The sequence below is a fragment of the Williamsia muralis NBRC 105860 genome (assembly GCF_001598915.1).
GTDB classification, from domain to species: Bacteria; Actinomycetota; Actinomycetes; order Mycobacteriales; family Mycobacteriaceae; genus Williamsia; species Williamsia muralis.
Window position 1 is genome coordinate 1,256,886 of record NZ_BDAP01000001.1, and the last position, 25,116, is coordinate 1,282,001.

A 25,116-nucleotide genomic window follows, 5' to 3' on the forward strand; every position below is an offset into this window, starting at 1 on the left:
CAATGTCTGATCGGTCGGCCACATGGAACCGGATTGATCCGAAAGCGCTTGTCACCTGTTGGTTCTGCCGGGCCGGCGGTAGCTTCAGCTCATGTCGAGATACGTGATCGTCGGAGCCGGGGCAGTCGGAGCCAGCTTCGCTGCCGCCTTGAGTGACCGCACCGATGTCGTGGTGGTGGCCCGAGGCACGAACCTCGACCATCTGCGCGGCAACCCGCTGACCTTCCGCACCTCTGCGGGCATCCGAAGTGTTCGACTCGACGCCGTCGCGATCGACGAACTGCAGTTGCGCGCCGGTGATGTGCTGGTGCTTGCCGTCAAGACCCAGCACGTGGGCGACGTCGCGGAAACCCTGGCGTGGAAGCCCGTTCACTCGCCGGCCGGTGAGGTGGTCGGATCTGCCGCGGAGACGCTGCCGGTGGTGACCTTGCAGAACGGTCTCGACGCCGAGCGAGCCGTGGCGCGATGGTTTGCGCACAGCATCGGTGCAACGGTCCTGATCGCCGCGCGCTACACCGAGGTCGGCGAAGTGAGAGTGGGCGGCAAACCCAGCCTGGGCGGCGTGCACCTGGGTCAGCCGTATCGCTCCACCGGCATCGGTGCGGACGCCGTTCGCGAGTTCGCCGCAGATCTGCGGGCGGTGAACATCGATGTCTCGGAGACCGCTGACATCACCAAGATCAAGGCAACCAAGATCCTCCACAGCGTGAAGAACGGCCTCGAAGTACTGGCCGGTGACCAGTCCGATCGGGTCCAGATCGGGTCGGCGCTCGAAGCGGAGGCGCGACGGGTGCTCACCGCGGCTGGAATCGAGTACGGAGCCACCCGCGACCTCATCATCAACCCCGAGCAGACCAGCTTCGACCCCGACATCGACGTGGTCGCGGGACAACAGTCCACCTGGCAGAGTTTCGCGCGGGGAGCAGGTTCGCACGAGGTGGACCACCTCAACGGCGAGATCGCACTGCTCGCCCGATTGCACGGCGTGGACGCGCGCCTGAACACCAGATTGCAGGCGCTGCTGGGTACGGCATCGGAGCGAGGCGGTGGCACAGATCTGGCGGGTCTCGACTCCCTGGTCGAACTCGCGGCGGCGTCGCCCGCACGCTGACTCCTCCGGACCTTCGGCACTATCGTGGGCGAGGTGCATTCGACCTCAGACGTAGCTGTCATCGGAGCGGGCATCGTGGGCCTGTCCACCGCGTACGCACTTCAGCGCAGCGGTCTGTCCGTCACCGTGTACGACAGCGGCCCGCCGGGTGGCGGCCAATCGGTTGGCGCATCACGACTTTTCCGGCACGCGCATGACGATCCACGCATGGTGGATCTTGCGGTCGAGGCGCGGACGCTCTGGGACCGCTGGTCCGCTGATCTCGGCACCGAGCTCATCTCGGCAGACGGGTCGATCGCGCTCGGAGAGGTCGCGGCCGGCCGGGTCGACACACTGCGGTCGCGTCCGGGCATCCCGGTGCGGCACCTGTCCGGAGACGAATTGCGTTCGCTGATGCCAATTCTCGCGCCGTATGACGGCCCCGCCGTGTTCGACGAGCGTGCAGGTGCCATCCGCACCCAGGCCGCCATCGGTGCACTGGCGAACAGCTTGGCCACACCGGTTGTCACAGACCACGTTCTGACAGTGCGTCCGCTGGGTGATGCAGGGGTCGAAGTGCGGGCCGGCTCGAACGTAAGTGTCCACGGCGACGTGGTGGTGTGCGCGGGCCGCGGCACCGTCCAGTTGGCAGCCGGCATCGGACTGTCGCTGCCGGTGACGGTCACGGCGCATGCCCGGGCGTCGTTCCGGGTGCGCGATGGCAGCCTGGCCGCGCTTCCGAACCTGCAGGACGGCAGTGGTGTGTTCGAAGAGGCCGGCGTCTATGGGGCCGCGCACCCCTATCGGTCAGCTTTTGGATTGGGCATCGCTCGCGAATTGGAGACCAACGAGCCCGGCGGTGTGGCCGATCCGAACTCCTTGGCCGAGCTCGTCGATCGCGCCGCGGCCTACGTGGCGCGAGCCCTCCCCGGCTTGGACCCGGAGCCGTTGCGACCCATCAGTTGCTGGATCACGACTCTGCCCTGGGGCGATGACGGCGTTGCCATCTGGCAGGCCGACCACATCTTTGTCCTGGCCGGTCACAATCTCTTCAAACACGCGCCCGTGTTGGGCGAGACCCTGGCGCAATCGGTGACGGCCGGTTCGGTGCCCGAGCTGTTCCGTCCGGAGTCGATGCTGGGCGGCGGCTGACCACTGGGGCCGGCCCAGCGATGTGACAAGGTGAAACCCGTGGTTCTCCTCCCGACGCTGAATCAGTCTGCCCTCGCCAACGGCGCCGACAAACCTGCGGTGGTGACCGTGGGGGATGTGGTGTTGTCCCGCAGTGACCTCGTCGGCGCCGCGACGTCGGTCGCCGAACGGATCCGTGGTGCCCGGCGCATCGCGGTACTCGCCGAACCCACCGCCCAGACGGTGGTCGCGATCGTCGGTGCGCTCATCGCGGGTGTCGCTGTGGTCCCGGTACCGCCCGACTCAGGCACGGCCGAGCGTGAGCACATCCTCGCCGACTCCGATGCGCAGGCGTGGCTGGGGGCCGCGCCCGCTGAACCGGGTCTGCCGGTGGTTCCGGTGCGGATGTACGCGCGGTCGTGGCACAGCCATCCGGAGCCGCACCCGGACTCCACGGCCCTGATCATCTACACATCGGGGACAACGGGCTTGCCCAAAGGTGTGCCGGTGACCCGCCGTGCGATCGCGGCTGGGCTCGACGCCCTCATCGATGCCTGGGCGTGGACCGCGGATGATGTTCTGGTCCATGGTCTTCCGCTCTTTCACGTGCATGGCCTGGTGCTGGGTGCCCTCGGTCCGCTCCGCGTCGGCGGTTCGCTGGTGCACACCGTGAAGCCGACCCCCGAGGCCTACGCGGCCGCACACGGATCGATGTATTTCGGGGTCCCGACGGTGTGGGCTCGGATCGCCGCGGACGAGGACTCGGCGCGCGCGCTCGCAACGGCCCGGCTCCTGGTGTCCGGGAGTGCCCCGCTTCCGGTCCCGGTGTTCACCACCATCGAAGACCTCACCGGCCACGAGATCGTCGAACGCTATGGCATGACCGAAACACTGATCACCGTGAGCACTCGTGCCGACGGCGAGCGGCGACCCGGCTGGGTGGGCACCCCGGTGGCCGGCGTCGAGACGCGGCTGCGCGACGACGAGGGAGCAGACGTCCCGCACGACGGGGAAAGCATTGGCGCGCTGCAGCTTCGCGGGCCGATGGTGGCCGCCGGATACCTCAACCGGCCCGACGCCACCGCAGAATCCTGGTTGGAAGACGGGTGGTTTGCCACCGGCGACGTCGCGGTGATCGATGCGGATGGCATGCACCGAATCGTCGGCCGGTCATCCACAGACCTGATCAAAACCGGCGGCTACCGGGTGGGCGCGGGGGAGATCGAGACCGTGCTGCTGGGGCACCCGAGCGTGCGTGAGGCCGCGGTGATCGGCGTTCCGGACGATGACCTCGGTCAGCGGATCGTCGCCTGCGTGGTGGGTGAGGGCATCGTGGAGCAAGACCTCATCGACCTGGTTGCGACAGAGCTGTCGAACCACAAGCGACCCAGAGAGATTCGGGTGCTCGAGTCGCTGCCGCGCAATGCGATGGGCAAGGTGCAGAAGAAGTTGCTGTTGTGACCGCTGCGTAGCGCTTGTGGTGTGAACCTGTCCCGTTTGCCGAATCCTGCCCGTCTGGCTGCACCTGCCGTTAGCGTGGTTGCACGGCGACGACGAGGAGGTTCCCTGTGCACGCATTCCGTGCTGCAGTCGAGGCGAAGAACATCGACGACATCGAGTCACTGCTGTCCGAATCGGTCACCTTTCACAGTCCGGTGGCGTTTCATCCGTACGAAGGGCGCGAGACGGTGGCCGCCATCTTGCGCACCGCGTTCGAGACGTTCGAGGACTTCGAATACATCCGTGAGCTGGACTCGCCGCTCGATGGCTACACCGGCCTGGTGTTCAAGGCGAAGGTCGACGGCCTCGACGTCCACGGTTGCGACTTCATCCACGAGAACCCCGACCACGAGATCGACGAGTTCACGGTGATGCTGCGCCCGATGAAGGCCACGCACGCGTTCGCCGACAAGATGGGCGAGAAGTTGGAAGCGGTGCTCGGCAGCTGACGTTAGCCGGACTACGAATAGCTCGCCGGGTGTTGGGGTACCTCCCCGGCCATGGGACTCACAGTTGCGGTCACAGGGCCGACAGGGGAAATCGGGATCTCGGCAGTCACGGCGCTCGAGGCCGATCCAGGGGTGGATCGGATCCTCGGGATGGCGCGGCGGGAGTTCGACCCGTCATCGCACGGCTGGACCAAAACCGAGTATCGCCAGGGTGACATCCTCGACCGCGACGCAGTTGATGCGCTGGTCGGCGACGCCGACGTGGTGGTGCACCTGGCGTTCCTCGTCTTGGGTTCGCGCAGCGAAGGGCAGCGCATCAACCTCGCAGGCACCCGCAACGTGTTCGAGGCGACCATCGCGGCCGAGCGCCCCAAGCGGATTGTCTACACCTCGTCGGTCGCGGCGTACGGCTATCACTCCGACAACCCTGTGCCGCTGACCGAGGACGTACCCACACGCGGTTCGCGTGAGCACTACTACTCCGAGCAGAAGGCCGAGGTCGAGAAGGTCATCGCGGAGATCACCAAGGATTCGTCGATCGAGCTCTTCATGCTCCGCCCGTGCATCGTCTCCGGTCCGAAGGCCACCGCCCTCGCCGACGCGATGCCGTGGAACTACATCCCCGAGCCCGTCCGCAAGGTAGCGGGCTCGATTCCCGGTTCCAAGGTCCCGTTTCCGGACACCGGGGTGCCGGTGCAGCTCGTCCATCACGACGACGTCGCCCGGGCCATCGCTCTGTGCGCGACCGCCGACGCGCCGGCCGGCGCCTACAACATCGCCGGTTCCGGCACGGTGTCGTTGTCGGACATCGGTCGTGTCCTCGGCGCCCGGCCCGTGAAGGTCCCGTCTGCGTCGATCACCGTGGTCGCCGAGGTGATCAACCGTCTACCCGTCAAGCCGTCAGATGCCGAGTGGGTCAACATCCTCAAGACATCGGTGGTGATGGACACGTCGAAGGCGCGTGACGTACTCGGCTGGGAGCCGAAGTACTCCGCAGCCGAGACCCTCGCCGACCTGGCGACCGTTCTCGACTGACCGCCACCGGCGGGTCGGTCCGCTCGCACACCTCGTCTGATGATTGTCTGTTCGCAGTGGGACGTGTCGTGAGGCGATCTGAGGAGCTGCTGTGGCAGAGGCGAAGTCGGAACCCGTTGTCGAATTGGAGCGCCGGGGTGAGATCGCGCTCGTCTGGCTGAACCGCCCGGATCGGCTCAACGCCTTCACCAGCGAGATGCATCGTCAGATGATCGACGTGTTCGACCAATGTGATGCCGACGATTCGATTCGCGCAGTGGTCATCACCGGCAGGGGACGGGCGTTCTGCGCCGGAGCCGACCTCGGCGGTGGGGGCGACACCTTTGTTCTCGACGACGGCGGCAGCGGCGAGGCCCCGCCCGATGAGGGCGGCCGGGTGAGTCTGAGGATCTATCGGTCCACCAAGCCTGTGGTCGCGGCCATCAACGGCCCGGCGGCCGGTGTCGGAGTGACGATGAGTTTGCCGGCGGACATTCGAATCGCCTCGGAGACAGCCAAATTCGGCTTTGTGTTCGTGCGTCGCGGGTTGGTGCCCGAAGCCTGTTCGAACTGGTTCCTGCCCCGCATCGTGGGTATCTCAACAGCTTTGGAGTGGGCGATGGGCGGCAAGATGGTCTCGGCCGCAGAGGCGCTGGAACGAGGGCTGGTCCGTGAGGTGGTGCCAGTGGATCAAGTCTTGGACCGGGCCATCGAGGTCGCGACGAATCTGGTCACGGGTACCGCTCCCGTCTCGGTGGCGCTGACTCGTCAGTTGATGTGGGCGATGCTCGGTGCGGAGAGCCCGGAGGTCGCTCATCGCGCCGAGTCGAAGGCGATCTTCGTTCGCGGTACCTCCGACGACGTTCGCGAGGGCGTGAACTCATTCCTTGAGAAGCGCGCGCCGGAGTTCCCGATGAAGGTGTCCGACGGACTGCCGGATCTCCTCGGGTGAACCACTCACGACGGGTCGATGATCATCAGTGCTGCGTGGAGCGACGTGCGCGACTCGGCGTCGTTGATGTCGACGCCGAGTAGGCGCGACAGCGTGTCCAGGCGCGCATAGAGGGTAGGCCGCGAAAGCTTCAGCGATTTGGCGAGTTCGGCTTTGTTGCCGCCGAGGTCGAGGTAGCGACGCAGTAGCGCGAACAGTTCGTCACCGTGTTTGGCGCGGTGTTCGAGCAGTCCCCGCAGTTCCGTTTCAGCAAAAGCTTGCACGCGCGGATCGTCGCGGATCAAGGCGACCAGTCCACGAAGGCGGGTGTCGGATGATCGGTGGAACGGGCGGTCGTCGGGGAGGGCGAGCGCGACGTCGGCAACGTGACCGGATTCGTCGAAACCTATTGCTGCATCGGTGATCTGGGTCGATTCGGGGCCGACACCGATCACGCATCTCATCACGCCTTCGACCCGCATGATGGTCTGCCGGATCGAGACGCACACGTTGGTCATGTGTTCGAGACGTTGGGTGGCTGAAGCGGTGTGCCGTTGGGCGAGCAGGACATCGATACGTCGCCCGCCCTCGGATGCCGTGGTGAGTGCGGTGTGCCGTGTGACCTTGATCGTGTGCGTGACCGAGTCGAGGATGCGGGCTCGGTGTTGTTGCACCAGCACCTGGTCGGCGCCACCGGCATCACGGAGTCGGATGGTCATCGCGATGTAGGCGCGGCTGCGTCGAAGCCCCAGCGCGAAGGCCCTGGCGGTTGCTTCTGCCTCGGTGCGAATGCGGTTGTGCCGCAGGTCGTCTATCAAGCCACCCTGTGCACGTAGTTCGAGTGAGCTGCGGTCTTGCTCGGTCATCCGGTTGAGGGCGATCGCCTGAGCGGCTCGTTCGACGATGACAACCGACCGGTTGTCGGCATCGTGCGTCTGCGGCACGACCAACCGGCCCCAGGTCTGGGGATGCGCGCCCACGGGCCGGGCCAGCCAAGCGTCGGGGTCGGCGTCGCGCTGGGCGCCGACCTCGGGGGTCAGGCGGGATCGCCGGTCCCAGTCGGCCAACAGTGTTGCGGGCTCGGTGCCGGAGAAGGCGACAACCTGCCGGTTCAGATCTTCGAGTACCACCGGTGACCCGAGCATGTGCGCTGCGGCCGTGACGATTTCGTCCACAGTCGCACGACGCATGCTGAGATCGGTGAAGGTCTCGTGAGCGCTGCGGGCGAACTCCAGTTCACCGTACTGATCGGCGACGATGGTGCGGTGCACCTGCTCGGTGAGCTGCACGAACCGGATCTGTCGATGCAGCGCGATGACAGGGAAGGCGAGTGAGCGGCCGGCCTCGATGACCGATCTCGGCACCTCATCGATATGGACGCCCAGCTCGATGATCAGTCCGACCGCGCCGGCCGCGGCCAGGCCGTGGAGGTAGGTGTCCCGCGTGGGCGTGTCGGTCAGCGCGCGGCCGGTGGTGAGTACCAGCTCGCCGCCCTCGAGCAGATCGGACAGGTCGGCGAGGTCGCTGACGTGCACCCAGCGGACCGGCACATCAAGGGAGCCGTCGGAGACCAGTTCGGGCTGCCCGGCCTGCACCACTGGAAGTGCGAGGATGTCCGCGACCGTCGGCTGCATTGACACAGTGTAAGGCAATCGCGGTCACAACATACATACTGTCGGCCCTACCGGGGCTGGTCAGCGTGGATGCTGGAACCAGAGAAGTCCCTTTGACGATAGGACCCCCGTGACGCAGACCGTTGCCGACAAACCTGCCACCACCGCGTCGACCATTGGCCATTGGAGTGGGGGCCAAGCCTTCGCCGGCGCGGCCGACCGCTCTGCTCCGGTCACCAATCCCGCGACCGGTGAGGTCACCGGGAACGTGGCGCTGGCGGATGTCGACGACGCCCGTGCGGTGATCGATTCTGCGCGAGCGGCATTTCCGCAGTGGCGAGACACTTCATTGGCCAAGCGCACGTCGGTGCTGTTCGCCTTCCGCGAGTTGTTGAACGCCCGTAAGGGCGAGCTGGCCGAGATCATCACTGCCGAACACGGCAAGGTGGTCAGTGATGCGCTCGGCGAGATCAGCCGTGGTCAGGAAGTCGTCGAGTTCGCTTGTGGCATCGCCCATCTGCTCAAGGGCGGTATCACCGAGAACGCCTCGACCAAGGTTGATGTCGCCTCGCTTCGTCAGCCGCTCGGACCGGTCGGCATCATCTCCCCGTTCAATTTCCCGGCCATGGTCCCGATGTGGTTCTTCCCGATCGCCATCGCCGCGGGAAACACCGTGGTGCTCAAGCCGAGTGAGAAGGACCCGTCGGCTGCGTTGTGGCTCGCGGAACTGTGGGCCGAGGCAGGTCTGCCGGCGGGCGTGTTCAACGTGCTGCAGGGCGACAAGGTCGCGGTCGACGAATTGCTGACCAATCCTGCGGTCAAAGCCATTTCGTTCGTCGGCTCCACTCCCATTGCGCAGTACGTGTATTCGACGGCAACAGCGCACGGCAAGCGTGTGCAGGCGCTAGGCGGCGCCAAGAACCACGCCATCGTTCTTCCTGATGCAGATCTCGATCTGGCGGCCGACGCCATGGTGAATGCCGGCTTCGGCTCGGCGGGGGAGCGGTGTATGGCCATCTCCGCGCTCGTCGCCGTCGGCGGTATTGCCGATGAGCTCGTGGCGAAGATCGCCGAGCGCACCGTGGGCCTGAAGATCGGCGACGGCACACGCGGCACCGACATGGGGCCGCTGGTCACCAAGGCCCATCGCGACAAGGTTGCCTCCTACGTCGATGCAGGTGAATCCGACGGCGCCACCATCGTGGTCGACGGACGCCAGGTGCAGGCCGACGGCGGCGAGGGCGGATTCTGGCTCGGCCCAACGCTCATCGACCACGTGACCACCGACATGAGCGTGTACACCGACGAGATCTTCGGCCCCGTCCTGTCCGTTGTTCGTGTGGACACCTACGACGAGGCCATCGATCTGGTGAACTCCGGGCCGTTCGGCAACGGCACCGCCATCTTCACCAATGATGGTGGCGCGGCACGTCGGTTCCAGAACGAGATCGAGGTCGGCATGGTGGGCATCAATGTTCCGATCCCGGTGCCCACCGCGTACTACAGCTTCGGCGGCTGGAAGAACTCGCTGTTCGGCGACACTCACGCCCACGGCACCGAAGGCGTGCACTTCTACACCCGCGCCAAGGTGGTCACCACACGCTGGCTCGACCCGAGCCACGGCGGCATCAATCTAGGCTTCCCGCAGAACAACTGACGCACGGAGTTTCCCATGACTGCAGTAGCTTCCACTCTTCCCAGTGGCCAGGACACCGATTCGGCACTGGCCGAGGGTCGACGTGCGTACGAACTCGATCGCGCACACGTGTTCCATTCGTGGTCGGCGCAAGCCAAGATCGACCCGATGACAATTGTCGCCGCGCAGGGCTCGTTCATCTGGGATGGCAAAGGCAACCGGTTGCTCGACTTCTCCTCGCAGCTGGTCAACACCAACATCGGACACCAGCATCCGAAAGTTGTTGCCGCGATTGCCGAACAGGCGGCGAAGCTGTGCACCGTCGCGCCACAGCACGTCAACTCGGCACGGTCCGAGGCTGCACGGCTGATCGCCGAGCGAACACCCGGCGACCTCAACCGCGTGTTCTTCACCAACGGTGGTGCCGATGCGGTGGAGCATGCGGTGCGCATGGCGCGACTGCACACCGGGCGATACAAGGTGCTCTCGCGCTACCGCTCCTACCACGGCGGTACCGACACCGCGATCAATCTGACCGGCGATCCCCGGCGTTGGCCCAACGACTACGGCACCAGTGGCACAGTCCATTTCGACGGGCCGTTCCTGTATCGCTCCACATTTCACTCCGCTGATGAGCAGGAGGAGTGTGACCGCGCGCTCGAGCATCTGGACCGATTGATCGCCATGGAAGGTCCCGCTTCGATAGCGGCGATCATCCTCGAGTCGGTGCCCGGGACCGCTGGAATCATGGTGCCGCCACCGGGATATCTGGCGGGCGTCCGTGAGATCTGCGACCGCTACGGGATCATGTACATCGCCGACGAGGTGATGGCCGGGTTCGGACGGACCGGTCAGTGGTTCGCCATCGACAACTTCAACGTCATCCCGGATCTCATCACCTTCGCCAAAGGCGTGAACTCCGGGTATGTCCCGCTCGGCGGGGTTGCCATCAGCGACGCCATCGCCGCGACCTTCGCCGACCGACCGTACCCGGGCGGCCTGACGTACTCCGGCCATCCGCTCGCCACGGCGGCAGCGGTCGCCACCATCAACGCGATGGAAGACGAGAAGATCGTCCAGAATGCTGCCCGTATCGGTACCGACGTTCTCGGACCGGGACTGCGGGACTTGGCTGCCCGTCACCCGTCGGTCGGCGAAGTACGAGGGCTCGGAGTGTTCTGGGCCATCGAGTTGGTGGCCAACCCGGTCACGCGTGAGCCGATGGCGCCGTATGGCGGTACCAGCACTGCCATGAACGAGGTGATCGCTGCCTGTAAGTCGAACGGGCTGTTGCCTTTTGCGAACTTCAACCGGATCCACGCGGTGCCGCCGTGCACGGTGAGCGACGACGAGGTGCGCGAGGGCCTGGCCATCCTCGATGCCGCGCTCGCTGTTGCCGACCGGCACGTGGTGTCCTGACCGTCCGCTGACGCGACGCATTTGCTCACTGTTCTCGGGTTTGCTCGGTCTACGGACCGAGCAAACTCGGGTTTTGTGAGCGAGGTGTGACTGACGTTGCGAGTGGGGGCGTGATGCGCTGCCGAGGGTCCGACGCGGCCCGTCGAGTGGCGTACTGCACCGCGAGCGACCGTCAGGCCTGCGATGTACCATTTCCGACCGGGGGAGTCGTTCGGTCATCCGCATTTCGTGAAGACCGAGCGTAAGTAAACGCGCTCGGCGCGGATAAGTCTGGGGGTAGGGGTGGCTCCGAACGATGTCAGCGAGACGTTCAGTATCAGTCCGGCGGAGGTCATGGCGACCGCAAGCACGTGGCAGCAACAGGGCGTCGTTGTAAACGGTCTCGATTTCTCTGGCATGGCGTGTGCCAGTGGCTCGGGATCACGAACCTTCGCTGCGGTTGTGGCGAGCAGTGTTGCCGCGACCAACGCAACCGAGTCGATCGGCGGCAGACTGACGACGCTTGGTGAGAGTCTGCGAACCTTCACGGTGTCGTCCAGTGAGAACGATCGCACCACTGCCGATTCCTTCACCAGGTTGACGCCGCGCTGATGCGTCCGACAATCTCCCAGCTACGCGGCTGGAATCCTGGTGAGCTGACCGATGCCGGCACCACGGCCCAGGACAACGCAACTGCGCTCGACGGGGCCGTGGACGCGGTTGTTCGCGCCATGTACGCCAACACACAGTGGTCAGGCAAGACCAGGTTCGCCGCCCAAGACAAGGTCAAGGAGGAGCAAGACCACGCCAACGAAGTGCGTAATGTGCTGCAGCAGATCGCGGATGAGACGAAAGACGCCGCGCACGATTTGGCGCATTCCCGCACATTCGTTCTCGGACAAGTCGACGGCGCGTTGCACGACGGTTGTGCCGTCTCTGACGCCGGTGAGGTCACACATCCCGACAAGGCCAAGAAGGAAGTCGCGGACAACTATGAGAGCCATATCCAGCGCGGGTTGACTACGATTGACACGCTCGACGAAGACTACGGAACCCGAATCGAGGCGCTACAGGGTGATCTCGCCGCGATGGTCAATGGCCAACCCGACGTGGTTCTGCCGGACGGCACCAGGATGGACGGTGACGCGGTGATCGCCAGACTTCGCGACATGTCTGAAGCTGAGCGGCGTGCGTTCCTCGCTGGCATGAGCGAACAGGATGTCCGGCGACTTGTACAGGCCGACCCAGTCTTCATGGGCAATACGAATGGTGTTCCGTTCGCGGTACGGGGAGTTGCAAACGAGATCAACATTCGCAACGCCATAAGCAACGAGGTTCAGGCCGGCAACGATGTACCAGGCAGGAATAATCGGGTCGAAATGCTTCGCGAGCTGCTTCGCCAACAAAACGATCCAGCACAGACCACGGACAGAAAAGAAAAGACAGATCGCACCGCCGAGGATCGTAAGGTCGAGCGACAGCTCATCTCTTTCGAGAACACGGAGAACGGCCGGTATGTCGAGATGATCGGAGGCCTCACATCGGATACCAAGAACGCCACTGTGTACGTACCCGGAACGGGGTCAAATCTGAACGGTAGCAACACCAATACGTCCGCTGCCTGGAATCTGGCCCACAAGACGAACGGCCCGGTGTTCGTCTATATGGACGGTGACCTACCGCAAAGTATGGGCCACGAAGGACTTGTCGATGCAGGTAAGGGCGGCCTGACAGGCGCAATCCCTTCACTGGTGGCCGGCGGCCCGCTCGGCCTTCCCGGCGCAGTGGGTGGCTTCATCGCCGGCGGCATCCCAGGTATTTCAGACTCGATCGAAGGTTCGGCCGCAGATCCTCAGTTTGCCCGAGACATGGCACCTCGCTTGGTGAGCTTCGGACGGGAGCTCGACGCTGAGATTGCTGTGCACGCACCGGACGCGAAAACCACATTCATCGGGCACTCGTACGGCGGGTCGGCGGTCGGGAGTGCGGAACAGCTCGGCCTCAACGCAGACCGGGTCATCTACGCGTCATCGGCGGGAACTGGAGTCTTCGACGGAGAATGGCAGAACGCCAACCCCAATGTCGAACGGTTCTCGTTGACTGCCCCAGGTGACCCGATTCAGTACATTCAGTCGATGCCAGGGAGTCCTCACGGGGGCGACCCGGACAGCATGCCGGGCGTAACCCGGCTCGACACCGGTGACTACAGCGGTTACAACAGGGAATACCTACCAGGGCCCGTGGAGGGTGGACGTGGGCACGGTGGTTACTGGGATGATCGTGAATCTGGAGGCTTTCGGAACATGGTCGAAGTCGTTACCGGTGGTGACCCGACTCCCTACGTAGAACGTCAACCCGATCGGCCGACTGATCCGGCGTGGGATGTCGCTGAGGAAGTGGTGGGGGTAACGCCATTAGGGCCGCTCCTGGATCCGCTCGATGGAGATATCGACCTGCCGGGACCATTGCCTGACGTTCCACTGCAGCTACCGTGGTGATCATGAAAATCCGTCCGGTGGTTTCAATGGCTGTTGCTGCGATTCTCCTTCTGGCCGGATGCTATGGCGATAACGACGCTGAGGGTCAAACTCGCGACATTCCACGCGACGAAGCATGGCGGGTCATAAACAGTAACCTTCATCAAGTCGTTCCCTCGTGGGATCCCAATTACCCGTTCCCCGAGAACCCATTGTCGCCTCCGCCTAACATGACCGGGTGCACGACCGGGAAGAACAGTCTGGCGTCAGGGCCTCCCTGGAGTTTGCGGGTCGCTCAGAGTTTGCTGGAGCCCACCCCTGTCGAAATTGAAGAAATCAGCAAGGGTTTTGCTGCGCTAGAAGCTCGCAACTATTCATATTTCGACAATCCGACAAAACTTCATCCCGAGAACAAGTGGATCGAGAATGACGCTGGTTATGCAGTGCAGCTCTGGGTTGACGTCGAACAAGACGGCGCCCGGTCGTATGAGCTGGTCTCGTCCTCATCCTGCATCACGTTTGAAGGAGACGATCAGTACAACTGACCAATGCCAGACGGCCTTCGGTCTGTAAGTCGAACGGACTGTTGCCTTTTGCGACGCTGGCCGGATCCACGAGGCGCACTAATGCGCGGCGAACGACGGCGAGGCGCGCGAGCGCTGGCCGCCCTTGATGCCGCGCTCACTGTTGCTTACCGGCATCTGGTGTCCTGACTGCAGCTGACGCAACGGGTTCGCTCACTGTTGTCGGCTTTGCGCGAGCTTCAAACTAACCAGGTGTGGTTTCTGTGAGCGGGGGTGGTAACGAGAGTGAACCGAGCTGAGGTCGTAGGGGGACTGGTGAAGCGCTGGGGAATGACCGTTCGGGTTTTGTCGGTGTGGTGTGCACTGCTGCTTGCGCTACCAGGATGTGCGGCGACGAAGAAGGCAGGCGAGTTGAGCGATGACCCGGCTGTGTCTGAGGCCCGTGTAGGCGAGATGAACGCGCGGCTGCAGCAACTGGCGACCCTGGAGCAGGTGGCGGCCGAGTTCGAGATCCTCACTAGGCAGATCGCCGAAGCGGTCAAACATGTCTTCCCTGGAGTCACATGGGAGGAGGGGCAGAGTGTTGGCAAGATGAGTTGCCCAGGGAAGCTCGCCGAGAGCGATGGCTTTGTGATGTCGACAACAATGCTCGTCTCGTCAATACCGATTCCTGACGACAAGTGGTCGGCAAGTCTCGAGGTCGTCCGGGATCTCGCCGGTGAAGTCGGGCTCTCGAAAATTACAGTTCATCAGAACGTGTCAGCGAATCGAGACGTCCGTTTCAGTGGTGCCGATGGTGCTCAGCTCACTTTCGGTAGCCGTGAGGCCGCGCTGATCTCAATGACGACGCCATGTCGCCTCGTGGGTCGCATGAAAACGGTTGACAAGTGATCAAGGCGCTCGGTGTTCCGGGGCAGCAGGGGCCGCCGTGAAGGGCGCCGACGCCCGGACGGTATGGGCGTTGGCCATGGGTTATGCCATTCGCCGAATGCGGTGGAGGTGACTGTGGCGCGAAAAGGTCCGCGCGTCTCGCTGGCAGGTTTGCTGCTGGCTGGCCTTGTCAGCGGGTGCTATGACTACAACGGCGCGGAACCGGAGGTTCGCGAGATTCCCCGGGAGCTAGCCTGGCGAACCGTCAACGTCAACATGCACGAAGTGCTTCCGGAATGGGACCCCGACTATCCATTCCCCGAAGAGCCTCTGTCCCCGCCACCGAACATGACTGGGTGCGCAACTGGCAAGAACAGTCTCGCGACTGGGCCCCCATGGAGCATGCGTGTGGAGACGACGCTCACCGAGCCGGACGCGCTCGAGACCGACCGGATCCATCGCGGGTTCGCTGCGCTAGAAGGCCGGGGCTATGCGCTGATCCAGAAAATCCCGGGAAGTTCTTCAGCAAACAAGAGGGCCGAGAACGACGTTGGCTTCTTCGTCTCACTTCGACTTGACACTGCATCTGATGGCAGCCGGTTGTACGAACTGATCTCAGTCTCGCCGTGCATTCGATTTGACGGAGACAACCAATACGAGTGATGCGGCGAAAGGAAGTCATCGCGTAGCCGACGCCCTTGAAACCCGCGCGTACTTGATTAACACCTTGGCCTGCAGGCCTTCCCTCGATGACTGTAAACCTCGGTGACCGAAACCACGACTGGTGACTAGGCGCGTTCGCCCTTCGGCGCTCGGTTGTCAGAGGTAGGTCCGTCCATTTCGAGATTGTGTCGTCAGATCAAGATAGTGATGGCGGTAGTGGCTACGACGCCGCTGGGGACGCCGAAGAGCGCTGTCGTCAAACGGGTCCAGAATCGAACTCGTGTGGGTCCTAAGATGAACGCCGTTGTGGCAGAGGCAGCGCCGATGGCGCAGCAAATCGCAGCCACGGTGGCAAGGGCCAGCATGGTGCCAGCATCCGAACCCTCCATGAGAGCGGCCGTGGTAGCGGGATTCTGAACGACTCGCCAACCAATTATCGTCGACACCCAAAACGCCGCGACAGCGATAGCTAATGAAAAAGAGCCTGACGTAGGTCGTCGTTTGCATCCGGTACGCGCCGAAGTTGTGCTGGGCATCTCGGCCGTCCTCCGTTTGAAGTTCATGGTCACTAGCCATGGAGAACCACCGCGGGTGGAAATGAGGACCTTTGAACCGAATACCTGGCGGTCTATTCACCACACTGCATTCATCGCTAGGCTGCCGGCGGCGAATCCGACGCCGACTAGTGTCCCACTGAGTATGGCCCACCCAAACGAGGCCCACCGGCGTGATAACAAGAGAAATGACGTGAAGGCGAAGAGGATTAGTAGGACGCCGTAGGTCACTATACCGACCAACAAAATCAACACACCGATGACAATGCCGAGTGATTTGGTGAGGGGGTCGTCGCGGCGAAACGAAACGAGATCAGTTGACGTCACGAATGTGCTCTGATCGTGAATATCCCGGCGAAACAAAAGGCGATGAATGCAGGAAGGGCAACCGCCCAGCATGCTATGACGAGGGAGTTGGAAGCTGCGACGCGAACCGCCTTCAGTCCGCCAGCGATCAAGAATAATAGGCATAAAACAGACGCTGAAAGGACTAGTACGACTTCGTCGCCCCATTCGTTCGCGATCCGTACCAGGACGCTCAAGGCCAGGCCGGTCGCTAAGGCCACTATGGGCGTGAACGAACGCGACGAACTGTTGCTGGGGCTAACGCCCAGAGGACTCATGGTGGTGTGAGTTTCGTGGTAACGGAGCCGAGAAACGGTTCGATCGCCATCACGTCGGCGGCGATTAGGGGTCCGAACTTTCTGTCCATGGCAACTTCCTCATCGACTTCGTTGCAGTAACCGCGCCAGTTGCTGACGTCAGCTTCGACGCATTGGCAGCGCAGACGGTTCCATGCGGAGCACGCCTGCGACAGCACTCGATTCGGATAAGACCGCGTCGGTTCGGCGGTAGGGCTAGCGAAGGTGGCACTCAACTACGGCAAGTCGATCGTGCAGGGACTCGCAGAGAAGAGGTCGAACTCAACTCGCGACTGTAGCTTCGTCGCTGAGATACCGATGGAGTAGCCACGATCATCCTCGTAGACACGTTCCTCGGGTTACGTCGGAAGTGGACCTGACGGGAGGAGCCTATAGCCGGACTCGGCGAGTGTATCGACGCGACGGACGGCGGCCGAAACTTCTTCCGGCCCGCTGAGAAGACGGGATGCGCTCACGCTCCAGGGAGGGCCCTCACCGATAGCATTCTCGTCGAAGTTGCCACACGGTGTGAGACTCGCACTGCCAGGGGCGATTTTGATGTCGTACGGCGCCATCAGTCGTACATTGTCCGTTACAACCTTCCGTGCCTCGGCTTCGGATCGAACCGTTTCGGAGTTTTCGTCGACGGACTTGGGAGGCGCGCATCCTGCCGCGATCGACATGACTGCGGTTGCGACCAGTGACACGACCAAACCGGCAGTGGGAGCGTGATCTTTACTCAGCATTGATCGTCGGCCCAAGACCGGGTTTTGTCACTGCTGTGTTTGACAAAGATGGTGACGTCACCGCCAGTGACCGCGCCCAATCGGTCCGAAACATATTGGCCTCTCTGTCATTTCAGTACCGCTGTTGCCGCCAGGATCGAAAACCATTCCGCCAGTTTGATACCCGTGAAGCTGTATTCACGAGGCCGTGGCCGCAGTCGGTATCGTGTTGTGGGATCGTGGTCCTCTCAGGGCTGGTCGATCGTGCATGGACTCTTCGAGAACACTTCGAAAGCTATTCCGTCGGAGAGTTCAGACGCCGATATGCCGATGGTGTAGCCGCGGTCGTCTTTGTAGACGCGCTGTTCTGGCAGGGTCGGAAGGGGACCCGTCGGTTGCAGTCGATAGCCAGACTCTGCAAGGGCGTCTACCTGCCGGATCGCCCCCGAAATCTCATGGGGCCCGTCGGAGTTTCCTGAGGCGCCGACACTCCAAGGTGGACCCTCGCCGATCGCCACATCGAAGTTGTCGCCACAGGGGGTCATGGTCGCGTTTTGGGGGGTGATGTTGATGTCGTACGGGGTCATTGCGCGAACGTTCTCAGTCACGACCAGTCGAGCTTCCGCCTCCGATCGGATTGCCCCCTGACCATCTTCAGGCGCTTCGTTCGGAGAACACCCCACCATCACCAGCGCACCGGTCAAGAACACAGCGTCATGCATTCGTTGCGACACGCGATACCTCGTCAAGGCTTGTCGATCGTGCAGGAACTTTTTGAGTACACGGTGAAATCGACGCGATCGGGGAGCTTCGAGGCCGAAATGCCGATGGTGTAGCCACGGTCATCCTTGTAGACGCGCTGTTCGGGATAACTCGGCAGCGGGCCTCTCGGCTGCAATCGGTACCCACGCTCGACAAGGGTGCCTACCCGTCGGACTGCCTCGGCGATCTGTTCCGGACGTGGAAGATACTCAGTTGCGCTGACGATCCACGGTGGACCAAGGCCGATCGCGTTCTCGTCGAAGTTGGTGCACGGTGTAAGAGTTGCGTGCTGCGGCGCAATGACGGTATGCCCCGGGAAGACTGACCGTACGTTGTCGGTGACCACCTTTCGAGCTTCAGCTTCCGACTTGATGGCACCCTGAGCTTCCTGCTCTTGACCATTCAGCGAACATCCACCTGTCGACGCAATCGTTATCGCCGAGAGCAGCGATGTGCACGCCCCGTAAATCAGCCGGTGTTTACCCGACATGGATTCGCTTCCCGTTTCTGAATACTTCAGCAACGGGAGAAGGGCCCAACCCGCCGATTGTCTCCGCAGCTGCCGAGCGGGCCGGAGCCGGACCTGTCGGTTTTGGTGTCATCGTTCCCCCCGTTTACACAACCGCCCTCGCGGCCAACTTGATCGCGGTCCCCACCGCGGGTCGAGTGTACCCAGCGTCTTAGACGCGAAGACGGCCCGACCGGTTGCGGGCTTCAGCCGTCACAACTGGGCAGGAAGTCACCTGTCGGCAGGCTGTGACGGCATCGACTCACTCCTCAACCCGCAGCGACTGTTCCAAATAGTCCAAGTTCTGCCGCATCCTCGCAATGATGCGATCAGGCCCGGGTTCTGTTTCATCGGCGTCGGGTTCGAGAACGGAGCTGACGGCCATGTCCGCGAGTTGCTGGGCGGTGTTGCGGTCGTCGTCGGTGTCTCCGGGGTGATGCCACCAGGCGATCCAGTTCAGCATTCCGATGATGCCGAGTGCCGCAACGCGGGGATCGGCCGCGCGGAACACCCCGGCTGCGATTCCCTCGTTCATCGCAGTGGTCATCTCCCGCAACACCCGACGACGGCTCTGGCGATATGTTTCGGCCAACGCCGGCGGCAGCTCGGCCTCGGAACGGATCAGCAACCGGAAGCGGTCTTGAGTCTGCATCTGGTGCAGAGCAATCGACATCGCCATCTCGCGGATCTTGGCGGCCGGGTCGAGGTCGGTGCGTTGGTTGATGTCGTGCAGTAGTACCGCCGGTTCCTCGGCGATCTCACTGACTAGACGGGCGAACAACTCGTCCTTGTTCTTGACGTAGTGGTACATCGCCGGACGGGTCAGGCCGGTGGCGTCAGCGATGTCCTGCAACGTGGTGCTGGCCAGTCCCTTCTCGGCGAAGAGCCGGGTGGCCTGCTCCATGATCTCGCGCTCCACCAGTTCCCGGCGCGAGTTACTGCGCACGCCCGGCTTCCCGGTCGCGGTCGACGGTGTCCCGTCCGGCGTCGACTTGGTCATGAGCGAACAATAGTGTGCGTCACACCGTTGCCGCGTGAACGTCCTCAACGGCGCCGTCGATCGCGGCCTCATCGACGATGTGCACCAGGTCCGTCCGCTGACTCGCCAACCCCGCGGCCAGATCGCTGCGATACGCCTCGGGGGCCTCCACGACCACAATCCGCCCTGTGTTGCGCACGCGTTCGCCCAGGTCGAGACGGGTGAGCACAGCATTGCGATGCGACGAACCCGTCAGCCACACAACTCGTCCATGCAGGCCGGCGAGCAGTTCGTCGGCCGGATCGCCCCACGCTGATTCGAGGTCGACAATGACCACAGCGGTGTCGGGATCCGACCGCAGCGACGCGTCGGCCAACCGGCTGTCGGCGAAGCGCCCATCTCGTTCGAAGGGCTGCAACAGCGCCCACTCGCTGACACCGCTGTCCGGAACTTCGTCCGACGGCACGCCCGCGTAGTCGGCGAGCCCGCGTCGAGCCACGTCTGGAGCCGATTCCGCGAATCGATCCAGGCTGACTTTTCCCGCGCGGGTCATGTACGCCACCATCAATTGGTCGACGGGCATGTCGGTGCGGGTGGGGAACGACTCCCACCACAGTTCGCTACGGGTAGCGATGGTCTGCAGGTGCTCGACACCAGGTCGGCGCGCCGCCTCGTACGCCGTCAGAGCCTCATCCAGCGATTTTGCTTCGCGCACAGACAGATTCAGGGCGATGGCATCTTCCATGGCCAGCTTGGTGCCCGACCCGATCGAATAGTGCGCTGTATGTGCAGCATCGCCCAGTAACACCACATTGCCCGCGTGCCAGCGTTCGCACGTCACCGTCCGGAACTTCAGCCACCGTGTGCGGTTGCCGATGAGGGTATGGCCTCCGAGGGTGCCGGCAAAGGCATCCTGGAGATACTTCAGCGATTGGGTGTCGCTGTCGGCAGGGCCGGTATTCTCTGTGGACACATCGAAACCGGCGTTGCGCCAAGTGGTTTCGTCGGTCTCGATGAGGAACGTGCTCCGATCGGGTGCGTAGGGGTACGCGTGAGCAACAAAGGTGCCGTGTTCGGTGGTGACCGGAGTGAAGATGGCGCTCGGCAGCGCGAAATCTGTCCCGCACCAGAGGTACAAGCCCTTGCCGGTGGTGATGTTCGGGCGAAACCGATCCGACATCTCGGTACGCGTGGCACTACCCACGCCGTCCGCGGCAATGATCAGGTCGGCGCCGAGGTCCGCGACAGTACGTCGCTGTCCGAACTCCAGGCGCACCCCTGCCTCGGTCGCATGCCGCTGCAGCACATCCAGCAGCGACGTGCGGGCGATGGCCAGCAGTTCGCCGTGCGAGAGCCGGGCCACGGAATCACCGATTCGCATCGACATCTCGTGCGCGTGGGAAACGTCGACGATCGCATCGAGCGAAGCCGGGTCGGCTTCCCGGAGATTGCGCTGGGTTCTCGACGCGAGTCCTACGCCGAACCCGAATGTTGTATCGGGGGAGCCTTGTTCGTACACGGTCACCTCGGCGTCGGGGTGACTGCGCTTGAAGAGCCGGGCGGCGTAGAGCCCGCCGGGGCCACCGCCGAGCACGGCGACGCGCTGCAATTTCATCGATTAGTCCTCACTGGTTCACGGGGACCGACACGCCGAGCTTGGTCGCCACATCGGCGCGCAGCTGCTTCTTGTCGATCTTTCCCACGTTGGTTTGCGGCAAGGTTGTCAGCCATTCGAGCCGTTCGGGCCACTTGAACTTCGCCACTCCCAGCGCGTTCAGATGTTTTTGCACATCAGCCATCGACAGCTCATCGCCCTCTGCGGCAACAAGGTAGGCACATGTTCTCTCGCCGAGCCGGGGGTCGGGCATGGCGACCACCGCGGCATTGGCGATGCCAGGATGCTTGACGAGCAGCAGCTCGATCTCCTCGGCGTTGATCTTCTCGCCACCACGGTTGATCAAGTCTTTGATCCGCCCCTCGATCGACACGTAACGGACCCCGTCGATCACCGTGACGCGGGCCAGATCACCGGTCCGGTAGAAACCGTCGGGCGTAAATGCAGAGCGGTTGTGGTCGGGCGCGTCGAAGTACCCAGGAATGGTGTACGGCCCGCGACAACACAATTCACCTACCTCGCCGTCAGCGAGAACAGTCTCTGACCCTGGCTCGAGAATCAGCACCTCATCGTCTTCGGCGACGGGAGTGCCAACGGTGGTTGATCTGGCCGATGCGGGTGCATCGAGGGGTGTCACCAGGAACAGGCCCTCGGACATCCCGAACAGTTGGCCCGCCCGCTGGTCCACGTCACCGTCGGCGCGCGCGAACAGCTCGGGGCTCGGCTTTGCGCCGGAGAGCACAACAGTTCGCAGATGCGGTCGTGGTTCGTCGAATGCTGCGCTTGTCACCGCTTGGTAGTGCCCGTGCCCGATGAGCACATCGGTCGCGCGTTCACGGGCCATCAACCGGAATGCGCTCGGCGCATCGGGGGTGGCCAGAACGAGGCACGCTCCCACCGCATGTGCGGCATGCAATGCGCACGTGATGCCCGCGTTGTGGATCAAAGGGATCAGATGTGCAACCCGGGTCTGCTCGGTCCAGCCGAGTCGCTCGGCGTAGAGCCGTGCATTGTCCCAGTATTCGACGTGGCGGCGGGGGATCACCTTGGGGACGCCGGTTGTGCCGCCGGACAATTGGAACGCGCAGACGTCAAGCGGATCGATAGCTGCCTGAATGCGTTCCACGTGCTCTCGGGCGGTGTCGGCGACAACGTCTTGGCCAAGGGTCTCGATGCGGTGCACGCCTGGCGCGGCATCCGTTGCGCCGACCGTCAGAACCGTCCGCATCGTCGGATGCCCGTCGGCTTGCTCTTGTGCGAACGACACCAGATCGAACGAGAGACCCACCTCCACCACATGGGCGACCGCGCCCACGGCTCGGCTGATGTGCCCGATCTCGTGCCCCCGGTGCGCGGCAAGTGTTGCCACCGGCACCAATCCGGCCTTGAGGCACCCGTACCAGGCGAGGACGGTCTCGATGCGGTTGGTGGCCTGGAAAAGCACCGGGTCACCCGGTTGGAGACCCAAGTCGGCCAGCCCCGCGGCAATCTGGTCAGTGCGTCGGCACAAATCGCCGTAGGTGAGCGACCCGGACTCGGTGACCACCGCGACCCGGTCGCGATGGCGTTGCACCGTGTCGTGCAGTCGATCGGCGACGGTCCGGTCGGTCCACGACCCTGACCGCCGATACCGTTCTGCACGCTCGTCGGGATAGTCGACCAGCCGTGCTCCCCAGCGGGAGCGGCCGGTCGGCGTGGCGACCGTCATTTGCCTGCCACCGCCGGCAGGAGCTGGGTCAGTTCGGCCACGTGATCGGGATGGTCTGCGGGCACGATGCCCGAGTACACCGCAGTCCAGCATCCTGGGCAGCACTGCTGCCGGAAAACCACTGCAGTATCGACGTATTCGGCAGGATCCGATGTGACCTGCGGTCCGGCGGTGTGAGAGGGGCCCTCGTACAGCGCCAGCGACAGCTTGCCTGTCTTGGTGTCGCCGAGAAGTCGCCCACAGTGCGCGCATCCGACCACTCGGGCGTCCCCGATGGTCACTTCCACGAGGTTGTCGTCGAGCCGCCTGGCCCGGGTCAGGTCAAGAGTCGACTCCTGCCCGGTGGGCACATCCGAACGCTCGCGACGCTCGTCTTTCAGTGCAGCACGGTGTTGTTCAGTGGCATCGATATCCAGCTCACCGTCTTTCACCACCACGCCGTAACCCACTGCAGCGCCGTGCACCGTCACCTTGCCATTGCGGACATCCAGCGCCACCGACTCGGGATCACGGCGCAGGGGGTCGCCGTAGCCACCACCGCCCTGCCAGTGCATGTACAGCACCTCACCCGGCGCGAGGTAACTCTCGGCGTAGCAGGCTCCGATCTCCTTGTTGGCACCCAGATCATCGAGCGAGCCCGGGATGGCGCCGCTCGCCAGCAACTCGGTGATTCCGGAATTCCGCGCCAGGATCTCCAGTCCCGTGTTGCCGGGCAGACCTCCGGCCAGCCCGGAGTTCTGTGCGACGGCTCTACCGGCGGAGGCGAAGATCAATCCCATCGGCAGGCTGGTGCCGTACGGGGTCACGGCCAGCGATGCGCTCACGCCGCCACGATGACGGCCGGGGCCGCCGGAGTCGGGTTCTTCTTTGCGCCACAACGTGAGCAGCGGGTAGAGGAACTCGGTCATCTCGGTGTCGGGGATGCGGCCCATGGGGATGCAGAACAATCCGCCGGTGTCCATGCCGTCGGCCACAGGCCGTCCGCCGTAGCCGCCGCTCATCGGCTCCATCAGGATGTTCAGGAAGGGCACGGGTTGTTCCCCGCGTTCATCGAGGCCCGCGACCACCGCGGTATCCCAGGTGCCGCAGCACGACGCCATGACGTTCTTGCCGAGTTCGATGTGGCGGTCGAGCATCTGCGCCAGACACTCGGCAACCAGGTTGCCCGTCAGCCACGCCGGCCCGATCGGACCGCGACTGACCGCGGCCGGGAAGGTGGCGTTGTTGATGGTGCCCTCCTCGGCGATCAGATCGAAGCATCGCATCAAACCGCCCGCAGACCAGGGAATGTCACCCGCAAGGATCGGCAGTAGGGCCAGCATCACCCCGCCGCGCATGCCGGCGTACGTGCAGTTGATGACGCCGGTTTGCGGGTCGGTGCCGGTGAAGTCGAAGGAGAGGTGGTTGTCCTGCTTGGTCATGGCGAGGGTGATCTTGTGGACCTCCCGGTCGCCGACGCTCGACTGGTCTTGGTAGCCGGTGGCGTGCCAGGTGCCGTCGGGTAGGTCGCTCAGCTTGGCACGCAGCCGACTCTCGGCACCGGCCATCATGCGCTTCATGACCGCTTTGACGGTGTCGGCGCCGTACTGTTCGATGACTGCGAGCAGCCGCTCACGGCCGACGCTGTTCGCGCCGATCTTCGCGCGCAGGTCCAGCCCCACCAGCATGGGTACGCGGGAGCGTCGTACCCACACGTCGGCGACGTCGCGTTGCAGCTGGAAGTCCCGGACCACCTTGATCGGCGGCGTCGGAAGTGATTCGGAGAACACGTCTTTGGCCGCGGGGTCAAACGAGCCGAGCCCCGAGCCACCGAGGTCGGGCTCGTGGCAGATGGCACTGGTCCAGCCGAACAGCATGCCGTCGTAGAAGACCGGTTGGTACACCATGACGTCGCTCTGGTGCAGTCCGCCGCCCACCCACGGGTCGTTGCAGAGGAACATGTCACCCTCGGTGATGCCGGGGTTGGTGGAGCGGTGCTGCAGGGTCCAGTAGATGGCGAGGTCGACGGCGCCGACCAACATCGTGTTGTAGAGGCCCACCTGCACTTCTTGTCCGAGTTCGTCGCTGACGGCGAAGTCGAAGTCGTTGGCGTCGGTGACGATCGGCGACCCGGACATGCGCTTGAGGGCGTCGCCCATCTCGTCGGTGACCGACCACAGACGGTGCCGGATCACCTCGTAGGTGAGCGGATCGAGCTGGTCGATCTGTTCCTGGGTGACGGTGTGGACGGGGAGTGACGGGGGCAACGACCTGGCGAGGGCGTCGACATCTATCGGCCGGCTGGAGAAGACTTCTGAGCCGGGGATCGGTGCGGTCATGAATGGGCTC

20 protein-coding genes are annotated in these 25,116 nt (G+C 63.6%); 13 read left to right on the forward strand and 7 right to left on the reverse strand.

The genetic code is table 11. The annotated features are described in order from the left end of the window. Positions 1-91: 91 nt before the first annotated feature. The 6 genes from WIMU1_RS06085 to WIMU1_RS06110 all read left to right on the forward strand — a co-directional run bounded on the left by WIMU1_RS06085 (position 92) and on the right by WIMU1_RS06110 (position 6,136). Positions 92-1,111 carry a ketopantoate reductase family protein gene (locus WIMU1_RS06085; protein WP_062795501.1) on the forward strand — a complete coding sequence of 340 codons (1,020 nt, stop codon included), beginning with the start codon at positions 92-94 and terminating at the stop codon, positions 1,109-1,111. 33 nt (positions 1,112-1,144) lie between these two features. Continuing rightward, a complete protein-coding gene (locus WIMU1_RS06090; RefSeq protein ID WP_062795938.1) occupies positions 1,145-2,242 on the forward strand; it encodes an NAD(P)/FAD-dependent oxidoreductase in 1,098 nt (365 codons plus the stop codon). A gap of 39 nt (positions 2,243-2,281) precedes the next feature. Beyond that, on the forward strand, positions 2,282-3,682 hold the full coding sequence (locus WIMU1_RS06095) for an acyl-CoA synthetase (protein ID WP_062795940.1): 1,401 nt from the start codon (positions 2,282-2,284) through the stop codon (positions 3,680-3,682). A 107-nt stretch (positions 3,683-3,789) separates the two neighbouring features. Next, on the forward strand, positions 3,790-4,170 hold the full coding sequence (locus WIMU1_RS06100; protein WP_062795502.1) for a nuclear transport factor 2 family protein: 381 nt from the start codon (positions 3,790-3,792) through the stop codon (positions 4,168-4,170). 51 nt (positions 4,171-4,221) lie between these two features. Next, positions 4,222-5,205: an SDR family oxidoreductase gene (locus WIMU1_RS06105; protein ID WP_062795503.1), complete on the forward strand. Its 984-nt coding sequence runs from the start codon at positions 4,222-4,224 to the stop codon at positions 5,203-5,205. Between the two features lie 91 nt (positions 5,206-5,296). Next, positions 5,297-6,136 carry an enoyl-CoA hydratase-related protein gene (locus WIMU1_RS06110; protein WP_062795504.1) on the forward strand — a complete coding sequence of 280 codons (840 nt, stop codon included), beginning with the start codon at positions 5,297-5,299 and terminating at the stop codon, positions 6,134-6,136. 5 nt (positions 6,137-6,141) lie between these two features. Here the strand turns inward: WIMU1_RS06110 and WIMU1_RS06115 are convergent, their stop codons facing one another. Then, the gene (locus WIMU1_RS06115) at positions 6,142-7,749 is read right to left on the reverse strand and encodes a PucR family transcriptional regulator (protein ID WP_062795505.1); all 1,608 of its coding nucleotides are present in this window, start codon (positions 7,747-7,749) and stop codon (positions 6,142-6,144) included. A gap of 109 nt (positions 7,750-7,858) precedes the next feature. Here WIMU1_RS06115 and WIMU1_RS06120 point away from each other — a divergent pair, with 109 nt between their 5' ends. The 7 genes from WIMU1_RS06120 (at position 7,859) to WIMU1_RS06150 (ending at position 15,296) form a co-directional block, all read left to right on the forward strand. Then, on the forward strand, positions 7,859-9,385 hold the full coding sequence (locus WIMU1_RS06120; protein ID WP_174548699.1) for a CoA-acylating methylmalonate-semialdehyde dehydrogenase: 1,527 nt from the start codon (positions 7,859-7,861) through the stop codon (positions 9,383-9,385). Positions 9,386-9,400: 15 nt separating this feature from the next. Continuing rightward, positions 9,401-10,783 carry an aspartate aminotransferase family protein gene (locus WIMU1_RS06125; RefSeq protein ID WP_062795506.1) on the forward strand — a complete coding sequence of 461 codons (1,383 nt, stop codon included), beginning with the start codon at positions 9,401-9,403 and terminating at the stop codon, positions 10,781-10,783. Positions 10,784-11,116: 333 nt separating this feature from the next. Further along, positions 11,117-11,374 (forward strand): hypothetical protein, encoded by a 258-nt coding sequence (locus WIMU1_RS06130; RefSeq protein ID WP_147431418.1) that lies wholly within the window; start codon positions 11,117-11,119, stop codon positions 11,372-11,374. A gap of 119 nt (positions 11,375-11,493) precedes the next feature. Further along, positions 11,494-13,260 (forward strand): alpha/beta hydrolase, encoded by a 1,767-nt coding sequence (locus tag WIMU1_RS06135; RefSeq protein ID WP_255283865.1) that lies wholly within the window; start codon positions 11,494-11,496, stop codon positions 13,258-13,260. 2 nt (positions 13,261-13,262) lie between these two features. After that, complete coding sequence (locus WIMU1_RS26120; protein ID WP_147431417.1) at positions 13,263-13,784, forward strand: hypothetical protein; 522 nt, start codon at positions 13,263-13,265, stop codon at positions 13,782-13,784. A 294-nt stretch (positions 13,785-14,078) separates the two neighbouring features. Next, positions 14,079-14,654 (forward strand): LppA family lipoprotein, encoded by a 576-nt coding sequence (locus WIMU1_RS06145; protein ID WP_147431416.1) that lies wholly within the window; start codon positions 14,079-14,081, stop codon positions 14,652-14,654. A 108-nt stretch (positions 14,655-14,762) separates the two neighbouring features. Beyond that, positions 14,763-15,296 (forward strand): hypothetical protein, encoded by a 534-nt coding sequence (locus WIMU1_RS06150; protein ID WP_157366787.1) that lies wholly within the window; start codon positions 14,763-14,765, stop codon positions 15,294-15,296. Positions 15,297-17,464: 2,168 nt separating this feature from the next. Here WIMU1_RS06150 and WIMU1_RS06170 read toward each other — a convergent pair. From WIMU1_RS06170 to WIMU1_RS06195, 6 genes are all read right to left on the reverse strand, one after another. Further along, positions 17,465-17,920 (reverse strand): hypothetical protein, encoded by a 456-nt coding sequence (locus WIMU1_RS06170; protein WP_147431414.1) that lies wholly within the window; start codon positions 17,918-17,920, stop codon positions 17,465-17,467. 41 nt (positions 17,921-17,961) lie between these two features. Next, positions 17,962-18,468 (reverse strand): hypothetical protein, encoded by a 507-nt coding sequence (locus WIMU1_RS06175; protein WP_062795516.1) that lies wholly within the window; start codon positions 18,466-18,468, stop codon positions 17,962-17,964. Positions 18,469-18,748: 280 nt separating this feature from the next. After that, positions 18,749-19,486: a TetR/AcrR family transcriptional regulator gene (locus tag WIMU1_RS06180; protein ID WP_062795517.1), complete on the reverse strand. Its 738-nt coding sequence runs from the start codon at positions 19,484-19,486 to the stop codon at positions 18,749-18,751. 19 nt (positions 19,487-19,505) lie between these two features. After that, positions 19,506-21,080, reverse strand: a complete 1,575-nt coding sequence (locus tag WIMU1_RS06185) for an FAD-dependent monooxygenase (RefSeq protein WP_062795518.1) — start codon at positions 21,078-21,080, stop codon at positions 19,506-19,508. A gap of 10 nt (positions 21,081-21,090) precedes the next feature. After that, positions 21,091-22,788, reverse strand: coding sequence for a (2,3-dihydroxybenzoyl)adenylate synthase (locus tag WIMU1_RS06190; RefSeq protein ID WP_062795519.1), 1,698 nt, complete (start codon positions 22,786-22,788; stop codon positions 21,091-21,093). Continuing rightward, entirely contained in the window at positions 22,785-25,106 is a 2,322-nt protein-coding gene (locus tag WIMU1_RS06195; protein ID WP_062795520.1) for a hydantoinase B/oxoprolinase family protein, read from the reverse strand. Before WIMU1_RS06195 ends, WIMU1_RS06190 begins: the two co-directional genes overlap by 4 nt. Positions 25,107-25,116 lie beyond the last annotated feature (10 nt).

Coding starts and splice junctions, on each gene's coding strand:
- WIMU1_RS06085 (WP_062795501.1), top strand. CDS start 92: ATGTCGAGATACGTGATCGTCGGAGCCGGGGCAGTCGGAGCCAGCTTC.
- WIMU1_RS06105 (WP_062795503.1), top strand. CDS start 4,222: ATGGGACTCACAGTTGCGGTCACAGGGCCGACAGGGGAAATCGGGATC.
- WIMU1_RS06115 (WP_062795505.1), bottom strand. CDS start 7,749: ATGCAGCCGACGGTCGCGGACATCCTCGCACTTCCAGTGGTGCAGGCC.
- WIMU1_RS06125 (WP_062795506.1), top strand. CDS start 9,401: ATGACTGCAGTAGCTTCCACTCTTCCCAGTGGCCAGGACACCGATTCG.
- WIMU1_RS06130 (WP_147431418.1), top strand. CDS start 11,117: ATGGCGACCGCAAGCACGTGGCAGCAACAGGGCGTCGTTGTAAACGGT.
- WIMU1_RS06135 (WP_255283865.1), top strand. CDS start 11,494: ATGTACGCCAACACACAGTGGTCAGGCAAGACCAGGTTCGCCGCCCAA.
- WIMU1_RS26120 (WP_147431417.1), top strand. CDS start 13,263: ATGAAAATCCGTCCGGTGGTTTCAATGGCTGTTGCTGCGATTCTCCTT.
- WIMU1_RS06175 (WP_062795516.1), bottom strand. CDS start 18,468: ATGTCGGGTAAACACCGGCTGATTTACGGGGCGTGCACATCGCTGCTC.
- WIMU1_RS06180 (WP_062795517.1), bottom strand. CDS start 19,486: ATGACCAAGTCGACGCCGGACGGGACACCGTCGACCGCGACCGGGAAG.
- WIMU1_RS06185 (WP_062795518.1), bottom strand. CDS start 21,080: ATGAAATTGCAGCGCGTCGCCGTGCTCGGCGGTGGCCCCGGCGGGCTC.
- WIMU1_RS06190 (WP_062795519.1), bottom strand. CDS start 22,788: ATGACGGTCGCCACGCCGACCGGCCGCTCCCGCTGGGGAGCACGGCTG.
- WIMU1_RS06195 (WP_062795520.1), bottom strand. CDS start 25,106: ATGACCGCACCGATCCCCGGCTCAGAAGTCTTCTCCAGCCGGCCGATA.